Raw genomic sequence first — 12,849 nt, 5'->3', positions numbered from 1 at the left:
CATGATACAAAGCTGAGTGTACTTTAGCGTACATTCGGCTTTTATTTTATTATGCCCAAAGGAGTTGTGTATGTCGGCAGAAAAAACCCACCTAGAAATTTGTAACTTAACAAAAGAGCAGTATCCGCAAATTAAAACTTTGATGGATCAGGCTTATCCCGATTTAGGTGGCGCGTGGCCAAGCCATACTATTTTTAGATTGATAGATCAGTTCCCTGAAGGGCAAATAGGTATTGTAGATGATGGCGTGCTGGTGGGCTTAGCACTAAGCGTGCAAGTAGACTACGCGCGTTTTTCAAATCCTCACACTTACGAAGACATAGCCGATGGGCACGACCGTGTATTTAGTGACTCCGACGGCGATGCGCTATACGGTTTAGATGTAGCAATTAGCGAAACCCACCGAGGCATGCGCTTAGGGCGCAGATTATACGATGCCCGTAAAGAGTTGTGCCGCCAATATAACTTGCGCGCTATTTTAGCCGGTGGCCGTATTCCGCGTTATTACAATCACAGCAGTGAAATGACGCCAATGGAATACATTGAAAAGGTTGACCAAAAAGAGCTTTACGACCCAATTTTAAGTTTTCAGCTTTCTAACGACTTTCAGGTAAAACGGTTACTTAAAAAGTACCTGCCGGAGGATCAAGAGTCTGTAGGTTACGCCACCTTGCTTGAGTGGAATAACATAATGTACGAGCCAACCGACACCGTGCTCGAATCAACTAAATCGATAGTGCGTATAGGTGCGGTGCAATGGCAAATGCGCTGTGTAGAGTCGGTTGACGAAATGCTAAAGCAGGTAGAATACTTTGTAGATACGGTATCTGACTACAAAAGCGACTTTATATTATTTCCGGAATTTTTTAACGCGCCACTTATGGGTTTAGGCGATCAGAATAATCAAACCGAAGCTATCCGCTATTTAGCAGAATATACAGAGACGTTTAAAAACGCGATGTCGCGTATGGCAATAGAATATAACGCCAATATTATTACCGGCTCTATGCCACTTGCCGAAGACGATAAAATTTATAACGTAAGTTACTTATGCCACCGTAGCGGTAAAATAGACGAGCAGCGAAAAATACACATAACCCCGCATGAACAAAATGATTGGGTGATTCAAGGCGGCGACAAAATTGCCGTGTTTGATACCGATGCTGGGCGTGTAGGTATTCAAATTTGTTACGATGTAGAGTTCCCAGAGCTTTCGCGTATATTAGCCAAGCAGGGGCTTGATATACTGTTTGTGCCGTTTTGGACCGATACTAAAAATAGTTATTTACGGGTTCGTCACTGTGCGCAAGCGCGCGCAATCGAAAACGAATGTTATGTGGTTATTGCAGGCTCAGTGGGTAACTTACCTGAGGTAGAAAGCCTAGACGTACAGTACTCGCAATCGGCAGTATTGACCCCGTCTGACTTTTCTTTTCCGCACGATGCAACATTAAATGAAGCCACACCTAATACTGAAATGTTACTATTTAGCGACCTTGATATGGATAAGCTAAAAATTCTTCATAGCGAAGGTACGGTGCGCAATTTAAAAGATCGCCGCGAAGATTTATACGACGTAATTTTGAAAAAGAGAGATGTTTAATGGCATGGGTTTATTTAGTCATTGCCGGCTTGCTTGAAATAGGCTGGCCAATTGGTTTAAAAATTTCACAAAACCCCGACACACGCTGGCAGGGTATAGTAATGGCAATTGCATTTTTAACAGCCAGTGGTTTTATGTTGTGGCTTGCACAAAAGCAAATATCAATGGGGACGTCCTACGCCGTATGGACCGGAATAGGTGCTGCGGGTACGTTTTTAGTGGGTATATTACTTTACGGTGATGCAGCCACGTTTGGCCGTATTGCTGGTGTACTCATGATTATTTGCGGTGTGATAACGCTAAAAATTAGCTCTTAAAAAGAGCGCTTAATACTCGCTTTAAACGTTATTAGCAGCCTATAGTAGCGCAGGTTTAAAAGCCTGCGCTTTTTTATGTTCTCAATTTGGCAGCATTACTAAAATAGCGGCAATGGCTATAAGTATTAAGCCCGCAGTATCTTGCTTTTTAAGTGGCTGTTTGAGCCAAAGTACAGCAATTAGTATGGTAAAAAATACCTCCACCTGACCAAGCGTTTTAACATACGCTACGTGCTGTAAACTCATCGCGCTAAACCAGCCAATAGAGCCTACACAGCTAAAAGTACTAATTGCGGCAGTGGTGCCTTTATATTGCCAAAGTTTGCCAATAGTGCGTGGCTCTTTTAGTAATAAATAGCCAAGTAATATAAGCGTTTGTAGGCTTATTACAAACAGTAAAACCCATGCAGCTGAGTGTGGAAACAATAACCCTGAATTTAAGCTCGCTTCACGCACCCACAGCGATGTAAGGGCAAAGCTGGTACCACAGGCAAGGCCAAGTAACGCTGTTTTAGCATCAAAGTGTTTTACGCTGGTTATACCGCTAAGTAAAAGCACCGCAATAGCACCTAAAAATACACCCAGCCAACCAAGAAGGCTAAGCGCAGAGCCAAAAAATAATACCCCTAAAATAGCCGCTACTAACGCCTCACTTTTAGCAAGCCCTGCACCTATGGCGTAATTATTCATTTTAAACAGCTTTACCATTAAGCCGGTGGCGAGTATTTGCATAACACTTGCGCCAATAATAAACCCCCAAAAGGCATTATTAAAGGTAGGCATGGCTGTGTCTTTATATTGATAAAGACCATACAAATACACTGCAGCAATAGGGCCGGCTAAAATAAAGCGCGAGAGGGTTACGCCAGCCACACTTGCATGTGCGCTTAATTTACTTTGTAGGGCATTTCGCCATGCTTGCATAAAGGCGGCAAAAAAAGTGAAAAAGATCCAGGTCATAGGGGTCGTCGGTAAAAAATAAGGTCTATAAGTTAACAATCTTTAGTTATTAATGCGATGCATTAAGGGTGATAGTGAATATTCATCACCTGCGACATTATGCCGCACTGCTTTATAGGTAAACTTAGCTATAGTAAGTATGATGTTATTGTTTAGCCGCCTGCGTATGTCATAAAACGTGTTGGCGGCTTTTTTGTGTATGTGTGTTATATGTATTGGTTAAATAACTAGGTTTTAAAATAAGAGAATAAATTATGACAACATTAGTAGTATGCGCATTACTTGCTGTATTAATGCCTTATTTTGCAAAAATACCAGTGGCCATTGCAATGGCAAAGCTTGGCCAATACGACAATAAACACCCGCGTTCTCAACAAGCAAAATTAACGGGCTTTGGTGAGCGTGCGCTCGCTGCTCATCAAAATTGTTTTGAATCACTTGCAGTGTTTGCCGTTGCTATTGCGGTGGTACTGGGAACTAACTCGGTAAATGCAGTAACCGAAACCTTAGCGGTTACTCATATAGTTTCGCGTACTTTGTATTGCATTTTTTATTGGTTGAACTTAGATATTATACGTTCGCTTGTATGGTTTATTGGCTTAGGCACTGCCATTGCCATGATTGTAGTGAGTATTTAATTTTATTGTTAAAACCACAAAGCAAGCGGCCTAAAAGGGCGCTTGCTTTGTGCTCTTGCATCACTCATTAGCTTTAATGCGATACTTTAATTCGCTCTATTAAGTCGGTATTAGCAACCTCGCTGTTTATAGCAAAATCGAGCTGTACAAGTACATCATTAAAGCCTGCCTCAGAGATTTTATACTCCCATTTTGCCAGCGCTTCTTTAGCTGATTTATCAAAAACGTCTGACGGCTTAGATTGAATGACACTAATGTTTTTTGTTCTGCCATTGGCGGCTATATCGTACTTTAATACAACCGAGCCGCTAATGCCTTGCTTAGCGGCTTGGGCTGGGTAGACAGGTTCAATGCGTATTGTTGGTGAAATATGATCCTCTTTCGTTATTTCAGTTTGGTGCTGTTTTGCTATGGCTAAACCGCTAAGCATGCTTGTTGCTATTAGTAGTAAGCCAACTTTGGCAAGGCGAGAGTGGCTGCCACTGTGCTTTATATTGGTAAGTCGTTGTAACATGGTTTTTTTATCTCCGTAGTGTGAATAAGCCATTAGGCCTGCGGGCGTTGCTGCCGCGCAGTTAACTAAGGCTTTGCTGTATAAAATGTGTTGCTGTATGGTTTTATTGGCAAGTACCCGCTGATCACAAGTTAGCTCCTGCAAGCGTCTAAAGCTTGCGTAAGCCATCCAAGCGAGCGGGTTAAACCATATTAAAATAGTAGTCAGTAACAGCAGGGCATTTATTAGGTTATCTTTGCGTTTTATGTGCACAGCCTCATGCTCTAAAATAAGTGCCAAAGTGGCTTTATCAAACTGGGTTTTGTAATTACTAGGCAGTATGAGCTTACTTTGTAAAATACCCACCACCATTGGCGATGCAATATGATTACTGGTATAGGTTTTAATGTGTGAGGTTAGAGTGTGTTCGCTATTAATTAAATAATTGAGCTGCAGATTTTTTATAAAGCGAATATGCACAACAAACGCTATGCTAAACAGCGCTAGGCTAACCACTACATAAAGCACGGCCCAATTTAGGCCTAAGTTATTAATAAGGGGCTGGTTAGGCGTTATTAAATAATGGCTAATGGCGCTATTTTGTAGTGGCTTAATGTTACTTGGTAAATTTGCAACCAGTAACGACACGGGGATTAGGCATACTAATTTATACACAAAGCTTGGGCCAAGCAGCTTTAAACTAAAACGCTCACATATAATAAACCCGCCAAGCATTATGCTGAGTAATAATTGCTGCTCTAGTAACCAGTTAAACAGGGTTTGAATATCCATAGCCACTCCTTACTTTTGGTTTTTTTCCCAGTCATCAATGACCTTTTTTAGCTCGTTTATATCTTGCTGCGAAAGCTGCTCTGATTTAGCAAACCCGCTTACCAGCGGCGCTATACGGCCACTAAAAAAACGCTCAATAAAGTTTTTGCTTTCTTTTAATGTGTAGTCGGCGCGCTCCATACAAGGGGTATAAATATATTGGCGGCCGTCTTTTTCAAAGGTCAGTGCGCCTTTTTTAACTAATCGACCCAGTAGGGTTTTAATGGTTTTTTCGTGCCATTGTTTGTCATCGCTTAAGCGCTCAATAATTTGGCTGGCGGTTGCTGGGTAATTAATCCAAAGCGCATCAAGCACGTCGAATTCTGCTTTTGATAATTCAATCATTTCATTGCCTACAAGTGTAATCTTTAAATTAAGACTACACCTGTAATCTATTTTTGCAAGGTTATTTTTTAACTTTTTATGGTGTAATTAAGTGACTTGGTATTAGATTTTTGAAATATCTGTTTTATTAATTTGTATATAGTGGTTTTCAGGTAGGTTTAGTCTTGAAAGAGCAAGTTCGCTAAATTGTGCCCGATATAAATCAATTACTTTAAAGCCGCAGTACTGCGCCATTTTACGTATTTGTCTGTTAAGCCCTTGCTTTAAAATAATACTAAACTGGTTGTCAGCTATTTTTGTTACTTCACACGGTAAGGTTACTTGTTTATCTACGGGGATTCCTGCGGCCATTTTTTCGCAAAACGCGTTATTAATAGGTTTATCTACCGTGACTAAATAACGTTTGGGCTGGTGGAAGTCAGGGTGAATAAGTTGATTACAAAAATCTCCGTCGTTGGTCAAAATAAGTAAGCCCCGAGAGTCTTTATCTAATCGGCCAATGGGGTAAACCCGAGTGAGGGTAGGTAAATGGTGAATAAGGCTCGTAGGGTCACTTTCATTTAATTTGCAGTCAATACCTATAGGCTTATGGTACGCAAAATAAACCAAATCGGCAGCTCCTTTAACTGCTTGGCCATTAACTATTACGTCGTCTTGCTCATTAACGTGATCAATATGATTAGCAGGGCGATTATTTACCGTTACTCTCCCTTCATCTATTAAGCGCGATGCTTGTTTTCGTGAGCACACACCAGCGTGAGCAATGTATTTAGCGAGTCGAATTTTATTGCTCATAAGCTTAAAAGGCAGTGATGTAATAATTTGATCGCGATTATAGCAAAGGTGCGTATCTATAAAGTTACTTTTTATTAAAAGGCGATTGTTATGGGTATGAAATTTTCTGAGTTAAAAAAGCACGAACCATTACAAAAAGTGGTCGCGCACTCCCTTGAAATGGCGCTCTATCAGGTGTCTGTCATTATAAATAACGTAGAGTATTACGTTACTGAAGAAAATGGCGAGTTTGTTAAAGCGCTCAGCCCGCTGCATATTCAAAAACGTTTTGAAAAAATAGCCTACGCCGAAATGGTACTGCGACATACTAGCGCTTACGATGAAATGTGCGGCCAACCCGAAAAAACAAGCAGCAATTTGCTAGAAGTACCTTATGGAAAAAATAACCTTTTTTAATTAAGTTTGTTTGCTAGTATCTGCTTCTTTAAGGGCGGTACATGTATCAATTAAAAGCAGATAATACCGATGCGTTAAACTCAGCGCTTCGCACTAAAATAGTTGAATTTAACGCGCAGCACTTTGATGCGCAAAGAGTGCTATTAGGCTATAAATTTGTTGATGAGCAAGGTGAGCTTGTTGCAGGTATTAGTGGGTGTGTGTTTGGAAATTGGCTGATGATTAGTTGGCTTTGGTGTAGCGATGTAGCGCGAGGTCAAGGGCTTGCAGATAAGTTACTAACGGCACTTGAACAATCAGCTGCTAAACTAGGTGCAACGACCGCTCAGCTCGATACACTCGATTTTCAGGCCAAGCCTTTTTATGAAAAGCGCGGATACTTGGTTAAGTATCAGCTTAACAACTATCCGCGATCTGGTACGCGTTACTTTATGGAAAAAACGCTTTAATTTAGTAGCTTAATGTTATTTCTCTTTTAGTGGCTCACCATCAAAGCTCAGGCCTAAAAATGGAGTCGCTTCTGGCGCTAACATAAACGTGCGAATGTTCATGTGATCATCGCCTTTAGGGTTTTGTAGTACGTCTTCGCGGTAAAACTTACCAAAGCAATCCAATGTATTTTGCTTGCTTAAATCGTTTAATTTAGCAAACGCAAAAATTTTACACGAGCCATTGTTCTCGCTTGCAGAGCTAAGTAAGCCGTGGTTATTAAATCCACACGCGGTAAAATCGTAATTAGCTTCTATTACCGCCATGGTATCGCTAAATTGTATGCTTTTAGGGTTGTCTGCAAGTTGCTGTAAAAAATCGTTTAATAACATGTTTGTCCTTTTCTAACAGAAGATTCAAAGAGAAAAATTAATAGTCGTTGCTTGTAAGCTCTGCGCTTAAAAGCTTTCCGTCATAAATATAAAAATAGCCATCCCAGTGTTGAGAAGTAAATTCTGCTGAGTCAAAGAACTCGTCGTAATCGCCTAACTTAGCAAGGCTTGCAACGGGGTCGTTGTATTTTACACCTGATAAGTTCCACTGTGTACTTTGGTTAATATAGCCAGCTAATGCAGCGAGCTTAATTTTAGCGGTTGAAAAGGGCTCCAGAAGCTTTAATTTAGAAATGTAGCCGTTGCCTTCATATATAAACTCATAACAAGGAGTAATGATTATATTGTCATGATTTTCATTAACTACTTTAAGCGTTTTACTATTTTTGTGTTTTTTTAAGTATTCATCGGCCAATATTGTGCCGTTATAGCATTGAGTGTTGCTCTTTATATGTTCAACTAATTCACCGTGCGATATACCAACAACTCTTTGCTCTGACTTGTTAATGGATACTTTATAAGATGCGGTTTCCACTTCATCAAAACTGTTTTTTAATTTATTAATTGCTGGTTGGGTTAAATCTGTATCTAAGAAAATAGCCTGATCTGTACCGGTGCTTATTTGTAATTTTTCATTTGCCAAAGAAAGCTCATTATTTATCACCATAGGTAGTAGCGTTTCATGGAACTGATAACCTATAAATACATTGTTTTTAAAGTGAAAAGCATGATTTCTTCCATATACAAGTATTGCGTTATTGCTATCGCTTAGCGATAAACTAGCAAGTCCGAGAGACGTTAATACCTGCTCATAGCTACTGCCAAATTGGAGTCCAAAAAAGTTAGTGGGGGTGATGAGGGGGTTGTTAAATTGAGTAAACTTAGAGGAACTGTTTATGTCTAAAGTGACATCAATTGCATTCCCCTCAATGGTATTTGAGAAGCTGTGCTTGTGCATTCCAGAAATAAATAGCTCGCTAGTCATAGCGACTTGTTGATTGCAGTTTTTTGAAGGGGTGAGCTTAATAAGGTAATGTAATTTTTTTTGGGCTCTGCTTATTGTAGGAGTTTCAGCAGAGTGGCTGCTATTTGTAGTAAAGCGTTCCTCTACATATAGTTGCTCATGCTGTTGATTGTACTGTTCGCTATACTTATTCAGCGCTTTTTTTCTAAGGTTTTGTCTTTTTCTTTGATGATTATCTAAATCTCTCAGTGTAGCGCTAAGGCTTATTTCTATTTCGGGTGAAATAGCCTCACAACTTTTGTCTTTTACAAAATAATTTGTTGCCTGAGCAGTACATTGCCAAAAACAAAGTAGTGTAAATAGTAGAGTACGCATAAACTTCCTTTTATTATTTTTTGTTTATTTAGCACTCAACTCTAACTCATCTGTTTGTTGATTTATATTAAATTTATATCTAGATAAAAAGTTCATTCCTAACAAACCTTGGCCGCGGGTGTTTTCAATACTGAGCACTTCAAAACCGTAAATAGTTTGCACCCCTACTTTAAACGACTCAATTTGGTAGCGTTTTACTCTAATTTGCCCATTCGCCGTGTTTACGGTTACATCGCCTAAATACAGTGGTCTGGGTGAAAGTTGGTTAAGCACGTCACTCGAAAGAGAAGTAATACTTGCGCCGGTATCTATCATTAGCTCTGTTTTAATTGAGCTATTTAGCTCGGTGCTAATTAAGTAATGTGCGCCGTAGGGGGTAAGCGCAATAAAGTCATCTTGCGATTGAGCTTTCTCTATCATTGCGTATAAGGCAGTTACTTCGGCTTGTAGTGGGTGGTTTGATGGCATGCGCTCAATAGTTGTTAAGGCGCTAATAAAGTCCTCTAGTTGATAATAAGCATGCGCGAGTGCGTATAAAAAATGGCTATTGTCGTTTTGATAGTCCAGCCAAATTTGAGTTTGTTCACTAATTGTTTGCCAATTTTGCTGCTCACTCAAACTATGCAGTTCGTTAGTCGTTAAATGCACAAGGCGCCTATCTACAGGGCCTTGTTGGTGCTTGTTTAATAATGGGTAGAGCTCAAATAGCGCAATAATTGCGTTTTGCCGTTGCCCGCTTTTTACTAGGTAATCAACGTGTAAAGTGAGTAATTCGGTATTGTAAGGGTCTTTATTTAAAAGTGCATTTAACAATGACTCGCTAAGCGGTAGGTTTGTGTTTAGCCATTGCTTTAGTTGTGCTACCCACGAAGCGTATAAAGTATGTGCTTTTTTTGGAGCGCTTAGATTTAGTTGCTGATACGTATTTAGAGCATCATCAAATTTGTGTTGTGTAAATTGCTGTTGAGCTTGGCTGAGCAGGTTACTTTTTGGCGCTTTGATGCTCTTGCCGCTGTGGATTTTTTGTGTGCCAACTACAGGCTGTTTTTGTGGCCACAATAAGTAAGCGTTTAGGCTAAGCGAGCCTATTAATAGCAAGGTAATTAGCTTGGTATAATGGCTCATTGCAACCTCTTCGTTCTATTTAGGCTATTTGATAAAGTGCGCTAAGGCATGAATATTCGCAATTTCAACATCGGCAAGGCCTTTGTAGTGATAAGCCGCACCTTGGTCGTTTAACCAAACCGATTGGCAGCCTGCATTATTAGCGCCTTGTACGTCGGTATCTAGGCTATCGCCAATGTGTAAAATTTCACTTTTAGCCACGTTTAAGTGCGCGGCAGCTTTATCAAACAGTGTACCGTGGGGCTTGGCTTTACCGTGCATACCAGCTTGCAATACTAGCGCAAATTTATCGCGTAAGTTAAAGCGCTCAATTTCAACATTGCCATTGGTTATTGCAACCAGCGTAAAGTGCTGGGCTAAGTTATCTAGCAGCTTTAGTACGTCGTCGGTTACCACTATTTTACTGCGCGCATCGGCAAAAGCGTTATAGGCAGCATCGGCATGATGCTCTACCTCTTGCTCATTTAAATCTAGCTTTGAAAGGGCTAAGCGAAGCGTATGTTGGCGCCATTTAGTTACATTATCAGCAAGCTCTGGTAACTGTAATACAGCCTCGTTGCGGCATTGTTGCCAGTATTTTGGGCCTTGTTGTAAGTAGCTGGGTAGCGCGTTTAAATAATCTTGCTGGGCTTTAACCGCGGCTTTTATTATAGGGTGGTTGTTATACAGGGTGTCGTCTAAATCAAAGCTCATAACTGAAAAAGGGCGAGGAGCACGATTAAATCGGATCATAATTACATTCCTAATCGGTTTGTTTTTTAGCACGCGGATGAGTGTTGTCGTACACTTTTGCTAAATGCTGAAAATCTAAATGCGTATATACTTGCGTAGCCGATAAACTACTGTGCCCTAATAATTCTTGCACAGCGCGTAAATCGCCAGATGATTCTAAAATATGAGAGGCAAACGAGTGGCGAAGTTTATGCGGGTGCACTTGTGAGCTAATGCCTTGTTTTATTCCCCACTCTTGCATGCGTAAGCGAACTTGGCGAACCGAAATACGATTTTTTTTACTGCTTAAAAACACCGCCATTTCGTCAGGCTTTGCAAATTGCCCCCGTATGTTGAGCCAATTTTTTAACGCTGTGAGCGCTTTGCGACCCACGGGAATGAGGCGCTCTTTGTTACCTTTACCTTTGACTAATATTTCGCCGCTTGCAGCGTTTATATCTAGTAAGTTAGTGCCAACTAACTCGCTAATACGCAGCCCAGATGAATACATAAGCTCCATCATAGCTTTGTCTCGTATGGCTAATGGGTTGTCATCGTTAATCTCTAATAGGCTTGCCATCTGATCTACATCGAGATTTTTAGGTAAAGGCTTAGAAAATTTAGGCCCTTTAATGCCTTGTGCTGGGTTATGATAATGCGCGTGCTGAGCAATGTTTTTGGCTTTTAAAAATTTATACAAACTACGAATGCAGCTTAATTTTAAACTAATGGTGCGTCCGCTTAATTGCTTTGAACGAAGCGCCATGCTGTAGCGGCGAATATGCTCGCCTTGTACGCCAAACCAGTCATCACATAATTTACTAAAATACAGGGCGGCAAAGTTTAGTTGGCTAACATACTGATTTACAGTGTGCTCTGAGTACTGTCTTTCGTACTTTAAATAGTCACTAAATAAATGAATGGGTGTACGCCAATGCTCACTTAATTGCTCAGTGTTAGGCGTCTCGTCGCTCATGCCAATTCCAACAGCCTAAGTTGCAATGCATGAACAAAATCAAGCACGAATAGGTTATCTTGTGCGGGTTCAAAATGGTTTTCATCATGGCTGCCAAAGGCCAATATAGCGACGGGTTTTTCAGCGCAACCAATAAGATAAATAGCAGATGATTGCGTGTTTTCGCAAAATAATAGCTCACGCTCTTGTTGATTAACGCGTCCTAAGTAGTGCCCAAATTGGCTAAGGCGGTGCTCAATAAGCCCATCTAAAGTGTTGTTGTATTTAACCAACCTACACTCGCTAATGTGTGGGCTGGTACAAATAATATTGCGCAAATTTGCGGCAAGCGTATTAAAGTCGTAGTTTGTCCACAGTTGGCGGTGGCATTGGCTAAACAAGCGATACACTAGCTCATTTTGCGTAGCGTGTTCGCTCATACTGTGTATTTGATTTTTTAACTGAGTATTGTGCTCGCGCAATTGGCGCTGTTGTATGTGCACAAGCGAGGTGGCGCCTTGCGTTTTGTGATGTAACTCAAGTTGTGCAAGCAGCTCTGGCTGCTCTATTAAAAAATCAGGGTGGCGCGCTAAATACTCAGCGACTTGCTCTTTTGTTAGCTCGCTCATAAGGCAACTTGCCCATCAAATACATGCTCGGCTGGGCCGGTCATGCGGACAGGGTGGCCTTCGCCGCTCCAACGTACTTGTAATGTGCCGCCGGGTAAATCAACTTGTACCGTGGTGTTAAGTTTGCTTTGAATGTGGCCAATTACCATTGCTGCGCAGGCACCCGTGCCACACGCTAGGGTTTCACTAACGCCGCGTTCCCACACTCTAAGTTTAATATGATCTTGCGAGACCACCTGCATAAAGCCAATATTGGCACGATTTGGAAAACGTTCGTGGTTTTCAAGCAGCGGGCCAAGCACCTCAACTTGTGCGGTAGCTATATCGTCAACTTCTAACACGCAATGCGGATTACCCATAGACACAGCGCCACTAAATACAGTGTGCTCTTGAGCTCTTATTATATAAGTAAGTTCTCGCTTGCTGGCTTTAAGCGGGATTTTAGCAGGCTCAAAATTAGGATGGCCCATGTTTACCGTCACTTGGCCGTCTTTTTCTATATATAGCGTGAGGTTGCCCGACTTAGTCGAGACACTAATTTTGTGCTTGTTAGTTAAGCCTTTCATGCGCACAAAGCGGGCAAAACAGCGTGCGCCATTTCCGCATTGTTCTACTTCATTGCCATCGGCATTAAATATACGGTAATGGAAGTCGAGATCAGGGGAGTAAGGGGCTTCAACCATAAGTAATTGGTCAAAGCCAATACCAAAGTGGCGATCAGCCAGTTTTTTGATTTGATCGCGAGACAAAAATACATTTTGTGTAATGTTATCAATTACAACAAAGTCGTTGCCTAAGCCGTGCATTTTGGAAAAATTAACTAACATAGCGCTCTAATTCGGGTTTGCTCTGCGCTAATCATGCCACAGAGCAGCGCCTTAACAAAAACGT

At 41.0% G+C, this 12,849-nt stretch carries 16 protein-coding genes; 5 read left to right on the top strand and 11 right to left on the bottom strand.

The window, feature by feature from the left end; all coding sequences use genetic code 11:
* Nucleotides 1–70 precede the first annotated feature (70 nt).
* Nucleotides 71–1,603, top strand: a complete 1,533-nt coding sequence (locus PSH41_RS17690) for a bifunctional GNAT family N-acetyltransferase/carbon-nitrogen hydrolase family protein (protein WP_029773759.1) — start codon at nt 71–73, stop codon at nt 1,601–1,603.
* Nucleotides 1,603–1,920 (top strand): DMT family transporter, encoded by a 318-nt coding sequence (locus tag PSH41_RS17685; RefSeq protein WP_004588993.1) that lies wholly within the window; start codon nt 1,603–1,605, stop codon nt 1,918–1,920. Before PSH41_RS17690 ends, PSH41_RS17685 begins: the two co-directional genes overlap by 1 nt.
* Nucleotides 1,921–2,001: 81 nt before the next feature.
* Here the strand turns inward: PSH41_RS17685 and PSH41_RS17680 are convergent, their stop codons facing one another.
* Nucleotides 2,002–2,880: a DMT family transporter gene (locus PSH41_RS17680; protein ID WP_273589750.1), complete on the bottom strand. Its 879-nt coding sequence runs from the start codon at nt 2,878–2,880 to the stop codon at nt 2,002–2,004.
* A gap of 254 nt (nt 2,881–3,134) precedes the next feature.
* On the opposite strand from PSH41_RS17680, the gene PSH41_RS17675 reads away from it, so the two are divergent.
* Nucleotides 3,135–3,518: an MAPEG family protein gene (locus PSH41_RS17675; RefSeq protein WP_248452098.1), complete on the top strand. Its 384-nt coding sequence runs from the start codon at nt 3,135–3,137 to the stop codon at nt 3,516–3,518.
* A 73-nt stretch (nt 3,519–3,591) separates the two neighbouring features.
* Here the strand turns inward: PSH41_RS17675 and PSH41_RS17670 are convergent, their stop codons facing one another.
* The 3 genes from PSH41_RS17670 to PSH41_RS17660 form a co-directional block, all read right to left on the bottom strand.
* A complete protein-coding gene (locus PSH41_RS17670; RefSeq protein ID WP_273589749.1) occupies nt 3,592–4,803 on the bottom strand; it encodes a M56 family metallopeptidase in 1,212 nt (403 codons plus the stop codon).
* Nucleotides 4,804–4,812: 9 nt separating this feature from the next.
* Nucleotides 4,813–5,187, bottom strand: a complete 375-nt coding sequence (locus tag PSH41_RS17665; RefSeq protein ID WP_004588989.1) for a BlaI/MecI/CopY family transcriptional regulator — start codon at nt 5,185–5,187, stop codon at nt 4,813–4,815.
* A 102-nt stretch (nt 5,188–5,289) separates the two neighbouring features.
* Nucleotides 5,290–5,982 (bottom strand): pseudouridine synthase, encoded by a 693-nt coding sequence (locus tag PSH41_RS17660; RefSeq protein WP_273589748.1) that lies wholly within the window; start codon nt 5,980–5,982, stop codon nt 5,290–5,292.
* A gap of 90 nt (nt 5,983–6,072) precedes the next feature.
* On the opposite strand from PSH41_RS17660, the gene PSH41_RS17655 reads away from it, so the two are divergent.
* Nucleotides 6,073–6,378, top strand: coding sequence for a DUF6482 family protein (locus PSH41_RS17655; RefSeq protein WP_004588987.1), 306 nt, complete (start codon nt 6,073–6,075; stop codon nt 6,376–6,378).
* A gap of 41 nt (nt 6,379–6,419) precedes the next feature.
* Nucleotides 6,420–6,827 carry a GNAT family N-acetyltransferase gene (locus PSH41_RS17650; RefSeq protein WP_273589747.1) on the top strand — a complete coding sequence of 136 codons (408 nt, stop codon included), beginning with the start codon at nt 6,420–6,422 and terminating at the stop codon, nt 6,825–6,827.
* Between the two features lie 15 nt (nt 6,828–6,842).
* On the opposite strand, the gene PSH41_RS17645 is transcribed toward PSH41_RS17650, so the two are convergent.
* Genes PSH41_RS17645 through dapF form a run of 7 tightly spaced genes read right to left on the bottom strand, consistent with a single transcriptional unit; the run spans nt 6,843 to nt 12,785 of the window.
* Nucleotides 6,843–7,199, bottom strand: a complete 357-nt coding sequence (locus PSH41_RS17645; protein ID WP_029773753.1) for a HopJ type III effector protein — start codon at nt 7,197–7,199, stop codon at nt 6,843–6,845.
* Between the two features lie 37 nt (nt 7,200–7,236).
* Nucleotides 7,237–8,538 (bottom strand): hypothetical protein, encoded by a 1,302-nt coding sequence (locus PSH41_RS17640; RefSeq protein ID WP_273589746.1) that lies wholly within the window; start codon nt 8,536–8,538, stop codon nt 7,237–7,239.
* A 24-nt stretch (nt 8,539–8,562) separates the two neighbouring features.
* Entirely contained in the window at nt 8,563–9,663 is a 1,101-nt protein-coding gene (locus PSH41_RS17635; RefSeq protein ID WP_273589745.1) for a retroviral-like aspartic protease family protein, read from the bottom strand.
* Nucleotides 9,664–9,687: 24 nt separating this feature from the next.
* Nucleotides 9,688–10,395, bottom strand: coding sequence for an HAD-IA family hydrolase (locus PSH41_RS17630; RefSeq protein ID WP_004588983.1), 708 nt, complete (start codon nt 10,393–10,395; stop codon nt 9,688–9,690).
* Nucleotides 10,396–10,405: 10 nt separating this feature from the next.
* Entirely contained in the window at nt 10,406–11,350 is a 945-nt protein-coding gene (locus tag PSH41_RS17625; RefSeq protein ID WP_273589744.1) for a tyrosine recombinase XerC, read from the bottom strand.
* The gene (locus PSH41_RS17620; RefSeq protein ID WP_024032071.1) at nt 11,347–11,958 is read right to left on the bottom strand and encodes a DUF484 family protein; all 612 of its coding nucleotides are present in this window, start codon (nt 11,956–11,958) and stop codon (nt 11,347–11,349) included. The genes PSH41_RS17625 and PSH41_RS17620 overlap by 4 nt, the downstream gene beginning before the upstream one ends.
* On the bottom strand, nt 11,955–12,785 hold the full coding sequence (gene dapF / locus PSH41_RS17615; protein WP_004588980.1) for a diaminopimelate epimerase: 831 nt from the start codon (nt 12,783–12,785) through the stop codon (nt 11,955–11,957). Before dapF ends, PSH41_RS17620 begins: the two co-directional genes overlap by 4 nt.
* Nucleotides 12,786–12,849 lie beyond the last annotated feature (64 nt).

This window comes from Pseudoalteromonas sp. CST2 (assembly GCF_028599385.1).
Lineage (GTDB): Bacteria > Pseudomonadota > Gammaproteobacteria > Enterobacterales > Alteromonadaceae > Pseudoalteromonas > Pseudoalteromonas atlantica.
The sequence above is the reverse complement of the archived record's forward strand: the minus strand, read 5'-3'. Positions and strand labels throughout refer to the sequence as shown.